Annotated in this window: 15 protein-coding genes; 7 read left to right on the top strand and 8 right to left on the bottom strand. The window is 70.4% G+C overall.

Annotated elements, in window-relative coordinates:
- Positions 1–91: 91 nt before the first annotated feature.
- Positions 92–673, top strand: coding sequence for a hypothetical protein (locus tag QSK32_RS15760; protein ID WP_045741730.1), 582 nt, complete (start codon positions 92–94; stop codon positions 671–673).
- Complete coding sequence (locus tag QSK32_RS15755; RefSeq protein WP_285472329.1) at positions 670–2,769, top strand: GmrSD restriction endonuclease domain-containing protein; 2,100 nt, start codon at positions 670–672, stop codon at positions 2,767–2,769. Before QSK32_RS15760 ends, QSK32_RS15755 begins: the two co-directional genes overlap by 4 nt.
- 29 nt (positions 2,770–2,798) lie before the next feature.
- Here the strand turns inward: QSK32_RS15755 and QSK32_RS15750 are convergent, their stop codons facing one another.
- Entirely contained in the window at positions 2,799–3,314 is a 516-nt protein-coding gene (locus QSK32_RS15750) for an LURP-one-related/scramblase family protein (RefSeq protein ID WP_285472328.1), read from the bottom strand.
- A 128-nt stretch (positions 3,315–3,442) separates the two neighbouring features.
- Here QSK32_RS15750 and QSK32_RS15745 point away from each other — a divergent pair, with 128 nt between their 5' ends.
- A complete protein-coding gene (locus QSK32_RS15745; protein WP_285472327.1) occupies positions 3,443–3,922 on the top strand; it encodes an aromatic ring-opening dioxygenase LigA in 480 nt (159 codons plus the stop codon).
- Positions 3,923–4,021: 99 nt separating this feature from the next.
- Positions 4,022–4,654 (top strand): sugar O-acetyltransferase, encoded by a 633-nt coding sequence (locus QSK32_RS15740; protein WP_045741727.1) that lies wholly within the window; start codon positions 4,022–4,024, stop codon positions 4,652–4,654.
- An 18-nt stretch (positions 4,655–4,672) separates the two neighbouring features.
- Here QSK32_RS15740 and QSK32_RS15735 read toward each other — a convergent pair whose 3' ends face one another.
- The 5 genes from QSK32_RS15735 to QSK32_RS15715 form a co-directional block, all read right to left on the bottom strand.
- A complete protein-coding gene (locus QSK32_RS15735) occupies positions 4,673–6,058 on the bottom strand; it encodes a HoxN/HupN/NixA family nickel/cobalt transporter (RefSeq protein WP_285472326.1) in 1,386 nt (461 codons plus the stop codon).
- Positions 6,058–7,383 (bottom strand): HupE/UreJ family protein, encoded by a 1,326-nt coding sequence (locus QSK32_RS15730; protein ID WP_285472325.1) that lies wholly within the window; start codon positions 7,381–7,383, stop codon positions 6,058–6,060. Before QSK32_RS15730 ends, QSK32_RS15735 begins: the two co-directional genes overlap by 1 nt.
- A complete protein-coding gene (locus tag QSK32_RS15725) occupies positions 7,383–8,606 on the bottom strand; it encodes a DUF3500 domain-containing protein (protein ID WP_285472324.1) in 1,224 nt (407 codons plus the stop codon). The genes QSK32_RS15730 and QSK32_RS15725 overlap by 1 nt, the downstream gene beginning before the upstream one ends.
- A gap of 222 nt (positions 8,607–8,828) precedes the next feature.
- On the bottom strand, positions 8,829–9,494 hold the full coding sequence (locus QSK32_RS15720; protein WP_285472323.1) for a response regulator transcription factor: 666 nt from the start codon (positions 9,492–9,494) through the stop codon (positions 8,829–8,831).
- On the bottom strand, positions 9,491–10,633 hold the full coding sequence (locus QSK32_RS15715) for a sensor histidine kinase (protein WP_285472322.1): 1,143 nt from the start codon (positions 10,631–10,633) through the stop codon (positions 9,491–9,493). The genes QSK32_RS15720 and QSK32_RS15715 overlap by 4 nt, the downstream gene beginning before the upstream one ends.
- 62 nt (positions 10,634–10,695) lie before the next feature.
- Between QSK32_RS15715 and QSK32_RS15710 the strand changes: the two genes are divergently transcribed.
- From QSK32_RS15710 to QSK32_RS15700, 3 genes are all read left to right on the top strand, one after another.
- The gene (locus QSK32_RS15710; RefSeq protein ID WP_245673899.1) at positions 10,696–11,052 is read left to right on the top strand and encodes a hypothetical protein; all 357 of its coding nucleotides are present in this window, start codon (positions 10,696–10,698) and stop codon (positions 11,050–11,052) included.
- 36 nt (positions 11,053–11,088) lie between these two features.
- Complete coding sequence (locus tag QSK32_RS15705; protein ID WP_045741723.1) at positions 11,089–11,832, top strand: class I SAM-dependent DNA methyltransferase; 744 nt, start codon at positions 11,089–11,091, stop codon at positions 11,830–11,832.
- A gap of 174 nt (positions 11,833–12,006) precedes the next feature.
- The gene (locus QSK32_RS15700) at positions 12,007–13,143 is read left to right on the top strand and encodes an adenosylhomocysteinase (protein WP_285472321.1); all 1,137 of its coding nucleotides are present in this window, start codon (positions 12,007–12,009) and stop codon (positions 13,141–13,143) included.
- A 48-nt stretch (positions 13,144–13,191) separates the two neighbouring features.
- Here the strand turns inward: QSK32_RS15700 and QSK32_RS15695 are convergent, their stop codons facing one another.
- Together QSK32_RS15695 and QSK32_RS15690 are read right to left on the bottom strand one after the other, a co-directional pair.
- Positions 13,192–14,478, bottom strand: a complete 1,287-nt coding sequence (locus QSK32_RS15695; RefSeq protein WP_285472320.1) for a hemolysin family protein — start codon at positions 14,476–14,478, stop codon at positions 13,192–13,194.
- A 130-nt stretch (positions 14,479–14,608) separates the two neighbouring features.
- Complete coding sequence (locus QSK32_RS15690) at positions 14,609–15,631, bottom strand: zinc-dependent alcohol dehydrogenase family protein (protein WP_285472319.1); 1,023 nt, start codon at positions 15,629–15,631, stop codon at positions 14,609–14,611.
- Positions 15,632–15,651 lie beyond the last annotated feature (20 nt).

Below are 15,651 nucleotides of genomic sequence, written 5' to 3'. Positions count from 1 at the left end.
GCCCGGGGGTGTCCCCCTGTCAATCTGCCGACAGCCGGGATCGGGGTATCCGCCTCTACCATTCCCAGGACCAGACGGAAGGTGGAATTCGGTGGATGCGAAGGTTCTTCTCCAGCAGTTCGGCAGCGATCCCGGACAGGTGTTCCTGGAGATAATCCGCATCGCCGCGGCGCCGGTCCGGGCGGCCGACGTGAAACGGGCGGTGATCGGCGCCGGGGTGGACCGGACCGATGTCGATCGACAGTGGAAAAGGCATCAACGGAGCCTGAAAGCGGATTCACGGATCCGCTGCGCGGCCAACCGGTACGAGTTCGTGGAGACGGCCGTCGTCCAGGAGCCGGCCGGGTCCGGGTCCGCCTGGGCCGGCAAGGAGTTCGAGAAGGCGCGGCTGGTCGCGGACCTCGCGGTGGCGGTGGACGCGCTGCGGGCCGCCGGCGCGACGATCACCGAGGTGAGCACCCTGTTCGCCGAGGAGACGCAGCGTAAGCGTCTGTGGCCGATCGGGACCCCCGGTGAGACGGTCGCCTTCGATCCGCAGGCCCACGCGGCCGACGGCCTGTCGCCCGCGACCGGCTCGTCCGCGACCGTGGTCCGCTCCGGTTACGTCTGGCACGGCGGCGGCGAACCGGTCGTCGCCGCCAAGGCCCTCGTGACGGTGAGCGAGGGCCCGTGAATCGCGAATCCAAGAGTCTGGTCAACGCGTCGGCGCACTCGGTGCACGACCTGTTCCAGCCGCCGTCGTTCGCACTCGGCTACTTCCAGCGCGAATACGTGTGGGAGGAGCCGCAGGTCGAGAAACTGATGGCCGACCTGTCCGGCAAATTCCTGAAACAGTGGCGGGCCGAGCATTCACCGGGCGACGTCAGCGGTTACGACCCCTATTTCCTGGGTCCGTTCATCGTCTATCAGGAGAACGGCAGGACATTCCTCGCGGACGGCCAGCAGCGGATCATCACATTGCTTCTGCTGCTCATCTTCCTGCGCCGGCGGACCGGTTCGGGCCTGCTCTCCACGCTGATCCTGTCCGAACAGTTCGGGCGCCGTACGTTCCGGGTGGACGTCAACGACTACGCCGACTGTTTCGACGCTCTGCTGCACGGCCGGGAGTTCGACGCCGACGGGGCACCGCCGAACATCCGGCGGGTGTGGGAGGCGTACCGGCACATCGGCGCGCACTTCCCGGACGACCTGCACGGTGACGTGCTCGGGCTGTTCGTGGACTGGCTGCTGCACCGGGTGTCGCTGGTCGCGATGGACGCCGGCGACCCGGACCGGGCCGTGGAGATGTTCCAGTCGATCAACGACCGGGGTGTGCACCTGTCCCCGATGGATCACCTCAAGCGCTACCTGCTCAGTGACGCCGAGTGCGACCCCCGGATGCTGGAGGGTTCGTGGGGTGCGATGGTCGCGAACCTGGAACGCGTCGAGCGGGGTGCCGCGTTCGCGTACGTGCGGACCGTGCTGCGGTCCCGTTTCCCGGGGTCGGCGGCGGGCATCAACGGTGCCACCCACGAGTGGATGCACGCGCACGCCGCGCAGATCTGGCCGGACCGGAAGAACGGTGACCGGTCCCGGCTGTTCACCGAGGTGCTGTACCCGCTGCACGGCCTCTACGTGACGCTGCTGCGGGCGAGGAACCGCCTGCACCCGTCGTTGCGGGCGGTCCGCTTCACCGCGGTCAACGGGATCGCCGACCAGTTCGACCTGACGTTCGCGGCGGTCCGCCCCGGCGACCCGAAGAGCGTCCAGGAGAACAAGGCCGCCCTGGTCGCCGGATTCCTCGACCTGTTCCTGGTGGCGCAGGCGCTCGACGACGAGCCGGCCGACCAGGGCACCGTCGACGAACTGGTCGCCGAGGTGCTGCCCGCGGTCCGGCAGGCCGCCTCCGAGGACGACCTGCGGCGGGTTCTCGGGGCGCACGCCGCGGCCTGGCCGGCGCGCCTCAAACGGATCCCGGATCTCGCGTACACCGGGAAGAAGAAGCTGGTCCGGTACGTGCTGGCCCGGCTCACCGCATGGGTGGAGACCGGCGGCGGCAGGGAGGATCCGACCGAACGGTTCCTGACCCGGCGCCCCGGCGACCTGGGCTTCGAGATCGAACACCTCTTCCCGAGCACCCCGCCGGCCGGTGTGGATCCCCGCTACTACGGCCACCTGCGTCACCAGATCGGCGGGCTGCTGCTCCTGGACGGCAAGGAGAACCGCACCTACGGCGGTGTCCCCCTGGCCCAGAAGCTGAACCAGTACCGGTCGGACACCCTGCTCGCCGGGCTGCTCAACCCGGACTTCCTCGCCGGGGGCAACGCCCACCTCCGGCTGTTCCTGACCGCGCAGGGGCTGATCGGGCTGGTCCCGACCTACACCGCGGACACTCCGATGCAGCCGTTCCTGGAGGCGCGCAACCAGTTCTATCTGGAGATCGCGAAACGGGTGTGGAGCCTGCAGGCGCTCGGCCTGCTCCCACCGTCCGGCATCATCCCCGCCCCGAGGCCGGGAATGCACACCGTGCGGGTCAAGCACCTGGTACGCAACGGCCTGATCGGCGCCAACGCCCAACTCGTCGGCAGGCACCAGAACCAGACGATCCAGGCGCAGGTGCTCGCGGACGGACACATCCAGACGACCACCGGCCGGGTCTTCGCCTCGCCGACCCCCGCCGTCACCGACCTGGTCGGCGTCGCCAAGAACGGCTGGACGTTCTGGAGTGTCCAGCAGACCGGGGAGAAACTCGGGGCCGTCCGCAAGCGTTACCTGGACGGCCTGCGCTGACCACGGGGGCCCGCGGGCCCCCGTACCCGTCAGTCGTCGTCCTTGTCCTTGTCTTTGTCCTTCTTGTCCTCGGCGCGCTCCAGCGCCAGGTCGAGGGCGATGACGCTGCCGATGATGAGCAGCGGCTCCACGCCCGGGGCGACCTGCACCGCATAGGTGTCACGGATGGTCAGCCAGCGCTTGGAGACCGACGCGACCTCCACGCCGCCCTGCTCGATCACATACTCGTGGTCGAGCAGGTCACCCTTCATCTCCAGGTCGTCGGGGCCGGGGACGTCGATGGTGAACTTGTCGCGGAACGGGGTGAACAGGTTCTTGCGGACCTCGGCCGCCTTCTCCCCGCCGATGCGCACCTCGTAGGTGGTGCGCAGCGAGATCAGATGGCGGTGCACGGTGGCGACCTCGTCGCCGTGGAGATCCTCGATGATCACCTTGTCGCGCAGGCTCAGCACCTTGCCGTCGACGTGGTAGACCTTCTCGCCGTTCTCGTCCATCACGTCGAAGTCGTCGCCGACGGAGAAGAACCGTTCCCTGATCACATACATGCCGCCATTGTCCTCCCCCGCCGCCAGGCCCGGCAGGTCGGGACTTTAGCCCTTGGGCGGGAGGGGCCCCGGGATGGGACTTTCATGGCGAAGAAACAACCTCGTTCGTTTCGCTAGTGGAGTTCACCATGGCACAGGCCACCGCCCCCACCGACACCGTCTCCCGTATCGGGCGTCTCGTCCGCCTGCTCTCCCTCGCCGTCGCCGCCGCGGGTGTGATCATGGTGGTCGCGGGTGCGGCGACCTGGTTCACCGTGCAGGGCCAGCTCGCCGACGAGAAGATCACCGTCTCGGAGGACGCCGGCTGGCTCGCCGGTGACGACATCAACGGCCCGTTCAGCGCCTACCAGGAGGCGCAGGTCATCGAGAAGCACGCCCTCGCGGCCAGCGGCGGCAAGACCTACGCCGAGCTGGACAAGGAGGACCCGAAGCGGGAGACCGTGATGAACGGCAGCTTCCTGCGGGCCTCGCTGTTCACCTCGGTGGTCTCCTTCGGCATCGCCGCGATGGCCGCCGGCCTGGGCGTCATCTTCATCATGATCGGGTACGCGCTGTTCCTGGTCGCCCGCCGGCTGACCACCGCCACACCGCCCGCCGTCGAGTCCTGACCGTCGCGCACCACCCGGGGAGCCCACTGCGACGAGTGGGCTCCCCGGGTTCGTTCAGCCGGGCATGCCGGAACACCGATCGGGAGTAGCGTGTTGATCATGAGCGAGGCTGAGAAGGAGGTGCGCCGCCGGATGGCCGCGCACGAGCTGTACACCGACGCACTGCCCGGTCTGGAAGGGCTGGACGCCGAGCGGCTCCGGGCCAAGGAACTGGCCTACGACTTCAACACCAGCCGGCCCGCCGACACCGGCGAGCGGCAGCGTCTGCTGCGGGAGTGGCTCGGGGCGGTCGGCGAGCGGGTGTGGGTCGAACCGCCGATGCAGGTGTCCTACGGGAAGAACGTCTTCCTCGGCGATGACGTCTTCATCAACGTCAACCTGGTGCTCGTCGACGACGTGCCGGTGACGATCGGCGACCGGGTGATGATCGCGCCGAACGTGACGATCACGGTCACCGGGCATCCGGTGCACCCTGACCTGCGCCGCGACGGTTCCCAGTTCTCGGATCCGGTGCGGATCGAGGACGACGTGTGGATCGGCGCGAACGCGGTGATCCTGCCGGGCGTCACGATCGGTGCCGGTTCGGTGGTCGCGGCGGGTGCGGTGGTGACCGGGAACGTGCCGCCCGGTGTGGTGGTGGCAGGCGTGCCGGCCCGGGTGCTGCGAGAGATCACCGAGAAGGACAGGGACTTCCGGTACCGGCCGCCACGGGACCTCAGCGGCCCGCAGTGAGCTGACGGCCCCCAGCGGTCACAGGGCGGTGGCGTCCGCGACGTGCACCAGTCCGGTGGAGACCATCACCGCGCCCAGCACCACCACGACGGCGGCGGAGGCCAGCGGCAGGCGGGTGATCAGCACGCCGTCGCCGGCCGGGCGGACCCGCTGGAGTGCGCCGCGGACCGTCACCAGGAACAGGCCCAGGCCGACCAGCACGGCGGCCAGGCCCACGCTGAAGGCGACGATCATGGCCAGGCCCAGGCCGGTGCGGTGCAGGCCGACGGCGAGGATCAGGATGCTCAGCGCCTCGGGGCACGGAATCATGCCGCCGGTCAGGCCCATCGCCAGCATCTCCCGCCGGCTGCGCGGAACGTGATGGCTGTGGCTGTGGCTGTGCCCATGGGCATGGTCATGGTCATGCGTGTGCTCATGGGAGTGGTCATGCGTGTGCCCGCCGGATCGCAGGCCCCGCCAGCGGCCCACGGCCAGCCGGACGCCGAGGACCAGCACCACCGCGCCGGCGGTCAACTCCAGCGCCGGAACCAGTACGCCCGGCATCACCCGGTCGCCGAGCAGCACCACCGCGGTGCCGAGCAGGATCACCGACGCCGTGTGCGTGACCGTGATGATGCCACCCAGCGTGATCGCCTGCCGGGGTGTGCCCCTGGTGCCGACCAGGTAGGCCGCCATCAGCGTCTTACCGTGCCCCGGCGTCAGCGCGTGGAAGCCACCGAGCAGGGCGCACACGCCGATCAGCAGCACCAGCGTCCACGGTGAGGCGAGCGGTTCCCGCAACGCCGTCAGGGCACGTTCGGTGAAACCGCCGGACTCCTTCTGGTCGCCGGCCGCCACCGCCTGGCGGGCCGCGGTCCGAAACGACACCGTGCGGGCGTCGTCGCTGGTCACGATCTCCTCGGCGGCGACGGTGGCGTCGGCGGCCACCTCCACACCGATCTGCGCCGTCTCGCTCAGGCCGCTGCGGTACCCGTCGGTGAACGTGATCGTCCCGGTCCCGGCGGGCAGCGTGATCGAGGCGAGGATCGCGGTCACTCCCCCACCGGCGGCCATCACCGGGTAGTCCGGATAGCTGGTCCGGCCCACCTCCACCACGACCGGCACGCCGTCCGCGGTGACCGACAGTGCACTCACGACCGTCGCGGCGTGGGCGGAGATCTCCGCGGCACTGAGCGCACCGTCACCGTCGGTGTCGACCGTGCGGGCGAACGCGCCGGCGATCAGCGCGCCGGGAAGCAGGTCGACCTCGATGCCGAGGACGCCGCCGTCCGGGTAGAGCGTGACCTCGTGCACCACCTGGTCCAGCGGGTGCGCCACGGCCGGTGCGGCCGGCAGCAGCATGCCACCGGCCAGCGCCGCCACCGCGACCAGCAGTCCCCGCCGCAGCGTTCCGCGGCCCGGCATCACGGCCGGCCCCCGATCTTCTCGGCCACCGCGGCGCCCGTCCCGGCCGTGCTCTTTTTCGCGGTGTACGCGTACCCGAGCGTCACCAGCGACGCGGCCGCCAGCACCGCAAGCATCGGCGTGGTGTGCGCGCCGAGAGCGTCGGCGGCGGTCGCCACCGGGTTCGCCAGGCCCAGCCGGTCGGCCAGCCATCCGGTCGCGGCCACACCGGTGAGGGCCGCGCCGGTGATCCGGACGGCCGGGCCGATCCGGGTTCCGGCGAGGACCACCAGGGCGGGCAGGGCGAGCACCACGATGATCAGCTGTACCAGTTCGATGCCCAGGTTGAAGCCGAACAGGCTGAGCACCAGCCGGCCGGTGGACAGTTGCATCGCGGCCAGCGTGAACGAGAACGCCATGCCGTGGCCGAGCCCGAAGAACCCGGCGACCGCGGCCTCCCTGCCGGGGAAGAGCGGCCGGATGGCGTGGACCGCCCCGAGCAGGATGCTCGCGGCGATGAACGCCTCGACCGGCCACGCCGGAACGTCCACCCGGGTCAGCGCGGTGACCGCCAGCGCCACCGAGTGCCCGAGAGTGAACGCCAACGTCGTACGCAGAATGTGTTTGACGGCCGTGCCCGGCCCGCTGACCTCGCGCCACCGCCCGCCGCGCGCCGGCAACGGCGCCGGGAGCAGCAGGATGAGCAGGAACAGCAGGTGGTCGGTGCCCTCGAGGATGTGGTCGCCGCCGAGCCGGACCATCGCCAGGAACCCGGACCAGGTGCTTCCCTCGTCGAGGTCGACGTCCATCGCGGGTACGGTCAGCGTCCGGTTGTCGATGGCGATGGTGCCCACCTGGACGGCCTCACCGCCGTTCTCGGCGAGCTGACCGGCGGCCCAGTCCTCGCGGACCGAGACCAGCACGGTGTGCGTGACCACCTGGTGCACGACCACGTCGTACCCGAAGGTGAAGTGCCGGATGTCGGCCCCGGCCGGCGGGGTGAGCGTGACCTCGGCGCCGAGTTCCCGGTAGGGGCCGGTGGAGGTCTGTTCGGCCTCGCCGACGGTCGTCTCGCCGACGGTGACGGTCCAGGGTGTGCCGTCCGGAGTGGCCGGCTTGATGTGCTCCGACAGATAGGGGCCGAAGTCACCGTCGAGACCGCTGGCGAGGGTGAGGTCGCTGAGCGGGATCTCCAGGTGCGCGGTCACCGACGTCTCGTGCACGTCGAGCAGGACCACCGTATGGGGCATGGGGTGGGCAGCGGCCGGCGACGCCCCGAACAGGAGCGCCGCCGTCACCGCCACCGCGATCCCCGCCGGCACGCGAAGGATGCGGAGGAGGGTCATCAGAAGGAGAACTCGGCCCCGTAGTCACGGACGTGGTCGCGGTACACCGTGTGGTAGTGGATCTCGGTGTTGTAGACGACGCCGTTCTGGCAGACGAACTCGATCCACACGCCCGGGCCGTCGATGCGCAGGTAGTCGCCCTGCGTGTCGTACCCGGTACCGCCGGACAGGCCGACGAACGTCTGGTTCAGTTCGGACTCGTACGTCTTGAGCAGCTGCGCCGTGGTGGCGTCGTCGGCGTTGCCGACCCACTGCTTGACCACGTTCATGACCAGCTTCTTCTGCTTGGCCGACAGCGACTTGGCGGCCAGGCCGGTCTTGGTCTCCGGGAACTGGCCGTCCTTCTGCGGTCCGACCAGCACGTCGGTGAACGACTGGGGAAGCGTCGCGGCGGTCACCTGCGCGTCGGTGAGGCTGTCGGCCAGGGCGGCGACGGCGTTCTTCTGCGCGGCCATCGCCTCGACGACGGTGCCGTCCTCGGCGGTGTAGCTGATCGGCTCCACGCCCAGGAAGAACGGGCTGGCGCTGGTGACCTTGCCGTTCTCGTACGTCAGGTGCACGGCCAGGTGGTGGCCGCCGAAGTTCAGCTCCCAGGTGCCGGTGGCCGACGGGGTGCCGAGGAACGCCAGGTAGTAGTAGTCGCTGCCGTAGGTGAGGCCGGGCATGTCGCCGCCGCCACCGGGACCGCCGGACGGGGCGTCGGCCGGGACACTCGCCGACGGGTCCGCGGACGGCGCGCCACCACCGGGCGTTGCGGAACCGGCGTCCGCGGCGAGGACCTCGTCCGCGGCGACGATCTTCTGGATCTGGTCGAAGCCGGTGCCCGTCCCGGTGCCGGTGGCGGCCTTCAGGACGGCCTTCGCCAGGGTGAGCTGATCCTCGTCGAGGTCACCGAGGCCGACGCCCGGACGGCAGGTGTCCGCACACGGCAGATTGGACCAGGCGGTGGCGTTCTCCTCGGTGAACTCCAGCAGCGCCTCGCTCTTCTGGTCCTCGTCGAGGGCGGCCAGGAACGCGGTCGCGGCGTTCACCAGGCCCTGCACGCCCTTCGCGCCGCCGGTCGGGTTCTTGACCGCCGCGGCCCGGGTTCCGTTCGCGCCGCCGTTGCGGTCGACGGTGGCGGCGTTGGCGGCCACGACACCGGCGCTGAGCACGGCGGCGGCTGCGGTGGCGATGGCCAGGCCACGCCAGCGCCGGGGCGCCGGCTTGCTTTCTTCCTTCACGGATTCTCCTTGAGAACGGATGCTGAGAATTACCTGCAAGGCAATTCTCGACAGTTCCGGAAAGGAAAATCAACGCATCATCGGACATTCACAGACACATTTGAATAAGCTGTGAATCGCATTCCATGAAGATTCTTTTCTTTATTGTGGCAGGCGATTCCTCCCGTGTCGTCGCCTGGCCGCGGCATATCGGCGTACCGCAGCGGCGGTATACGGCGGCGACTACCGCAGCCGCGGTACGCCGCTGTCGTACACGGCGACGATCAGTGCCGCCCGGTCGCCGGTGCCCAGCTTCGCCATCGCCCGGTTCACGTGGGTCTTCACCGTGTGCGGGGAGATGGACAGCCGGCAGGCGATCTCCTCGTTGCTCAGACCGGTGGCGACCAGCAGCACGATCTCCCGCTCCCGGTCGGTCAGGGCGGCGAGTTCGACACGCGGGCGCGGCGCGGGCACCGACACCGCGCTCGCCCGGGCGGCCAGAGCGGCCATCGCCTTCGGAGACAGCAGCGAATGCCCGCGGGCCACCACCCGGACCGCCTCCACCACCGCCTCCGGGTCGGCGTCCTTGCCCAGGTAACCGCGGGCACCGGCGGCCACCGCGTCGAGTACGTTCCCGTCCGTCTCGAACGTGGTCAGCACCAGCACCGCCACCCCCGGCGAAGCACCCGGGTCCTCGGTGATCTGCCGGGTCGCGGCGATACCGTCGGTGCCGGGCATCCGCAGGTCCATCAACACCACGTCGACACCGCCGGCCCGGACCGCCCGGACCGCGGCGGCGCCGTCGGCCGCCTCACCCGCGACGACGATGCCCTGCTCCGAGTCGAGGACACCCCGCAGTCCGACCCGGATCAGCGCCTGGTCGTCGGCGATCAGGACACGTACCGTCACCGCGGTGTGGCTCCTTCCGGTTGCAGAGGGAGCGTGGCACACACCGTGAACGTGCCGTCCCCCTCGAGGATCTCCAGGTGACCGCCGGTCGCGCGTACCCGCTCCCGCATGCCGATCAGACCGTGACCGGACGTCGCGAGCCTGCCGTCGACGGAGGCCGGGTTCGACGACCGGATGACCACCGCGTCGCCGGTGACCCGCACCGCCAGCGCCACCGGGCCGCTGCCGTGCCGGCGGGCGTTGGTGAGCAGTTCCTGCACCACCCGGTACGCCGTCAGGCCCACCAGGTCAGGCACCCGGCCCGGGTCGCCGTCCCGCTCGACGGTCACGTCCATCCCACCGCTGCGCAACGTCGCCACCAGCGGATCCAGGTCGGCGAGACCGGGCGCGGGACCGGCGGTGTCACCCTGTCCCGGCTCGCGGAGGACCTGCAGCATGCCGGCCATCTCCCGCAACACGGCCTGGCCCGCCGACTCGGCCTCGCGCAGCGCGGTCTCGGCCCGGTCCGGATCGGATCGGACACTGCGCCGGGCCAGACCGGTGTGCAGCCGGATCACCGCGACGTGGTGGCCGAGCACGTCGTGCAGGTCACGGGCGATCCGCAGACGTTCCTCGGCGACCCGGCGCTGCGCCTCGGCCTCCCGGGTCTCCACCGCCCAGCGGGCGCGGTCCTCCGCGGCGGCCACCTGATCACGGCGGGCCCGCAGCGCCACCCCGAACCCGGCCGCGCCGATCGTCCAGGCGATCATCGTGAACCCGATGCCGGGCAGACTGCCGGGCGGCTCGTAGCTGAGCACCACCGCGTAGACGACCAGGAAAGTGATCACCGCGGCGACGGCGAGCGGCCGGCCACCCCGGGCCAGCGCCAGGTTGAGCAGCGCCACCTGGCACATCGCGGCGGCGCCACCGGCCCACTCACCGGCCACCCCGACGGCGATGTAACCGGCCAGACAGATGATCCACACGGGTACGGGTGCGGTCGGCCGCACCACCAGCGCGGCGGCCTGCACGACCATCACCGCGAGCAGCGTCGGGCTCATCCCGCCGTGCGGGTCGGTGACCGTGGAGAAGACGGCCACGCCCAGGATCACCAGCGCGCACGCGGCGATCCCGACGCGGGAACCGACGAAGAACCGCATGCCACCTCCCACCAGCGCCGCCCGGACGGCGCATACAGTAACCGAGGATCTTGGGAGGCACGGTGACGGATTTTCCGCCGGGGCCCGCGGTGGCCGGGATGAGTATCGCCGAACTGGCCGACTTGGCCCGGCACAGCAACCTGTTCCGCGGCCGGGCGGTCTACGAGCTGGCGGACCGGTCCGCGTCCTCCCCGGAAGCGGCGGCCACGCTCGGCGAACTGGCGCAGACGCCGGAGTTGCAGAACGATCGCTTCCACCTGGTGACGATGGCGTGGGCCGCGATCGTGGCCCTGCTGCAGACCCAGGCGCCGCATGCCCGGGCCGCGGCGTACGCGGCCTTCGCCACCCTGCCCGATCAGGAGCATTTCCTCCGTTACCTGCGCTGCGACCGCATCGAGGACGCCGAACCACCGATATGAGTGGACAACGACGGCCGGCGCGGAAATCGTTGGGGCATGCGCCAAGAGGACGTCTGGGACACCGAGGCCGCCGCAAGCTATGACACTCCGGGCACCGGCATGTTCGCGCCCGATGTGCTGGAACCGGCCGTAAAGCGGCTCCACGAGCTGGCCGCCGGCGGGCCCGCGCTGGAGTTCGCCATCGGCACCGGCCGCGTCGCGATCCCGCTCGCCGCACGAGGGGTGCCCGTCACCGGGATCGAACTCTCCCAGCCCATGATCGACCGGCTGCACGCGAAGGTCGGCGACACCAGCATCCCGGTCATCCGCGGTGACATGGCCACCGTCACGGCGCCGGGCACGTTCGCGCTCGTCTACATCGTCTACAACACCATCTCCAACCTGCTCACCCAGGAGGAGCAGGTCGCCTGCTTCCGCAACGCCGCCCGGCACCTCGCCCCCGGAGGGTGCTTCGCCGTGGAGCTGGAGGTGCCCGAGCTGCGCCGGCTCCCGCCCGGACGGCAGGCCTCCGTCTTCCACACCGAACCCGGCTACCTCGGGGTGGACACCTACGACGTACTGAACCAGCACCTCGTCTCCCACCACTTCCGGTTCGACGATGGCAAGCAGGCCAGGCTTTTTCGCAGCCCGCACCGGTACATATGGCCCGCCGAACTCGATCTCATGGCTCGACTCGCCGGCCTCGACCGCGAGTCCCGGCACGCCGAATGGTCCGGCACCCCCTTCACCGCCGAATCCCCGTCACACGTCACCGTCTATCGGAAACCGGCTCGCTGTTGACCGGCGGTCCGCGGGTGGTGTTAGCGTGCGGGGGTGAGCCGGACCTGCTGCCTTCGCCTGGAGCGGGGCACGGCCGTGTTCGGGGACCACTCGTATCGCAAGGACCTCTACCAGTAGGTGGGTCGGCATTCGCCTGTCGACCATTGTGAGAACACCGCTGGAAAAGAGAAAAGAATGATTCCTGAGTCGATGCTGTCCGCATATGGGCATCCGGGGATTCGGTGGGCTGCGGCGCACATGCCGCTGCTGCACGAGACGATGGCCCGTGACGGGGGCGTGTTCGCCGGCCTGCGGATCGGGATGTGTCTGCATATCGAACCCAAGACGGCTGTGCTCGCCTCGCTGCTGGTGGGGCACGGCGCGCGCGTACGGCTGACCGGGTCTCCGGGGACCACCAAGCCTGACGTCGCCGCGGCCCTGACCGGCGCCGGGGTGGAGGTGACCGCCGGGGACGGGGCGCCGCACGTGGACGAGGTGCTCGCCCTGGAACCGGATCTGCTGCTCGACAACGGCGCCGACCTCACCCTCGGGCTGCTGCGGAATCCGCCCGCGGACTTCCTCGGTGGGACTGAGGAGACGACCACCGGTGGTCTGCGGCTGCGCGAAGGTGGGCACAGCGGGCTGCCGTTCCCGGTTGTCGTGATCAATGACAGTCCGCTGAAGCAGCTGGTGGAGAACCGGTTCGGGGTCGGGCAGAGTGTCGTGCAGGGGTTCATGAACGCCACGAACCGGATGCTGCCCGGCGCGGATGCGGTGGTGGTCGGGTACGGGCCGTGCGGGCGCGGTGTGGCGCAGACGTTGCGGCTGCTCGGGGCGCGGGTGGCGGTCGCCGAGGTCGACGCGTACCGCCGGCTTGAAGCTCTTCTGGAAGGGCATGTCACCGGGGACTTGGTCGACTTGCTGCCCGGAGCGGATCTGGTGTTCCTGGCCACCGGGCGCACGGGGGTGCTCGGGCCTGACGAGATCGGGCAGCTGCGGGACGGCACGGTGCTCGCCGGGGTGGGGCACCGCGGGGACGAAGTGGATCTGCGGCTGCTGGGCGAGGCCGGTCCGGTGTCCGGAACCCATCATCGGGTGCATCTGCTCGCCGACGGGCGGCGGGTGGTCGTGCTCGCCGAAACCCAGATGATCAATCTGGTGGCGGCGGGCGGGAATCCGATCGAGGCGATGGATCTCGGGTTGACGTTGCAGGCGGCGTCGCTGGCCGCGGTCGCCCGGGGTGGTCTGGCGCCGGGCGTGCAGCCGGTCCCGGACACCATCGACCGGGACATCGCCGAACGGTTCACCGCCGCACTGACCCCGGCGCGGTAGGCGCCCGGCGGGTGGCCGCCGCCCCCTCCGACGGCGGCCACCCGCGGGTCAGGAAACGGAGGGGGCGGCGGCCGCCTTACGGAAGCGCAACTGGGTGATGGCCCGCCCGGTGACCTGGGTGACCTCCGCGGTGTGCCCGTCGACGTCGACCACCTCGCCGGGGCCGGTCGGGATGTGACCGAGACGGGCCAGCACCAGACCGGCGACCGTCGTGTAGTCGCCGTCCTCCAGCGTGGTCACGTCCACGCCCAGGTCGGGCAGATCGTGGATGGGGAACGTGCCGGGGAGCAGCAGCGCACCGTCCTCTTCGTGCTGCACGGACGGAACGTCGCGGTCGGTCTCGTCGTAGATCTCGCCGACGACCTCCTCGACCAGGTCCTCCATCGTCACGATGCCGTCGATGGCGCCGCGTTCGTCGACGACCAGGGCGAACTGCTGCCGGACGGTCCGCATCTGCCGCATCGCGTCGGACACCTTGAGGCTCTCCGGGAGGAACAGGGCGGTGAACATGTGGTCGCGGACCGTGCCGGTCGCGCCGATCAGGTCGCGCAGGTGGACCACGCCGAGGACGTCGTCCAGACCGGCCGGTCCGACCACCGGCGCCCGGGAGTGACCGCCGGCGACCAGGCGTTCCAGGGCTTCCGGCACCGGCAGGCCGGCGGGCAGGACCACCACGTCGCGGCGGGGCACCAGGATCTCCCGCAGGATCCGGTCGGCGATCTCGAAGGCGCCGGAGATGATGGTGCGCTGTTCGGCGGAGAATTCCTGCTGCTGGGCGACCATGTCGCGGATCTCCTCGGTGCTGACCTCCTCGCGGGCGGCCCGCGGGTCGTTGCCGGTGAGCCGGACGACCAGGTCGGTGGTCTTCCCGAGGAGCCAGATCACCGGCCGGGAGACGGTGGCCAGCATGTCGAGAGGCCGGGCCACGAGCAGCGCCCAGCTCTCGGCGCGCTGCATGGCGATGCGTTTGGGGGCGAGCTCACCGACGATCAGGGTGAAGAACGTCAGGATGACCGTGACGATGAGGATCGCGACCGCGTCGGCGGCGGTGCCGAGGACCCCGCGCAGCGGTTCCACCAGTGGCTGGGCGAGGGAGACCGCGGCGGACGCGGAGGCCAGGAACCCGGCCAGGGTGATGCCGATCTGGATGGTCGCCAGGAACCGGTTCGGGTCGCGGGCGAGTTTCGCCAGGGTGCGGCCGGTACGGGTCTCGCGTTCGAGTCGTTGGAGCTGGCTCTCCCGCAACGACACCAGGGCCATCTCACTGCCCGCGAACACCGCGTTCAGGAGTACCAGGACCACTACCAGGACAATCTGCCATCCGAAACCACCCACGGGCCGAACAGTAACCGACTGCCCGGACGGCTCTGAGCTGGGAAAACGCGTCTCCTGGCCGGATTCTGGCGGTGTCCTGACCGGATACTGGGAAGCTCCTGACGCAACTGTCAGGAGCTTCCCAGTGGACTCAGACGGTCAGCAGGGTCTTGATCGCGCGGCGTTCGTCCATCGCGCGGTAGCCCTCGGCGGCCTCCTCGAGGGGGAGCCGCAGGTCGAACACCTTGCCCGGGTCGATGGTCCGGTCCGCGATCAGGGCCATCAGTTCGGGCAGGAAACGGCGGACCGGGGCGGGGCCGCCGTGCAGGTGCACCTGGGAGAAGAACATCTCCATGCCGGGGAGGGTGACGTCGTGGGCGACACCGACGTAACCGACGTGACCGCCGCGCCGGGTGGACCGTACCGCCTGCATCATCGACTCCTGGGTGCCGACGGCCTCGATGACGCAGTGCGCACCGTACCCGCCGGTCAGATCCTTGATCCGGGTGACGCCGTCGTCGCCGCGCTCGGTGACGACGTCGGTGGCGCCGAACTCGAGGGCCAGTTTCTGGCGGTCGGTGTGCCGGCTCATCGCGATGATGCGTTCGGCGCCGAGCTGCTTCGCGGCGAGGACACCGAGCAGGCCGACCGCGCCGTCCCCGACCACCGCGACGGTCTTGCCCGGTCCGACCTGGGCGGCGACCGCGGCGAACCAGCCGGTGCCGAGCACGTCGGAGGCGGCCAGGTAGCCGGGGACCAGGTCGGCGGACGGCACCTCGGGGGTGGCGACCAGGGTGCCGTCGGCCAGCGGCACCCGCAGGTATTCGGCCTGCGCGCCGAGTTCGCCGACCGGCACCCGGTGCACGCAGCCGCTCTGGTACCCGGACCGGCAGATCTCGCAGGTGTTGTCGGAGGCGAAGAACGAGCCGACGACGAACTGGCCGGGCCGCACGCCGGTGACGTCCCGGCCGGTCTCCTCGACGATGCCCACGTATTCGTGGCCCATCGGGGTCGGGCCGTCCACGGTCTGGATCCCCCGGTACGGCCACAGGTCCGACCCGCAGACGCAGGTGGCGGAGAGGCGGATGACGGCGTCGGTCGGCAGTTCGATCCGCGGGTCGTCGCGGTTCTCGACGCGGACGTCGCCGGGGGCGTGCAGGACTGCACCACGCATGAGGGTTCTCCTTGCTGAAC

The organism is Actinoplanes sp. NBRC 101535 (genome assembly GCF_030269225.1).
Taxonomy (GTDB): domain Bacteria; phylum Actinomycetota; class Actinomycetes; order Mycobacteriales; family Micromonosporaceae; genus Actinoplanes; species Actinoplanes rectilineatus.
The sequence above is the reverse complement of the archived record's forward strand: the minus strand, read 5'-3'. Positions and strand labels throughout refer to the sequence as shown.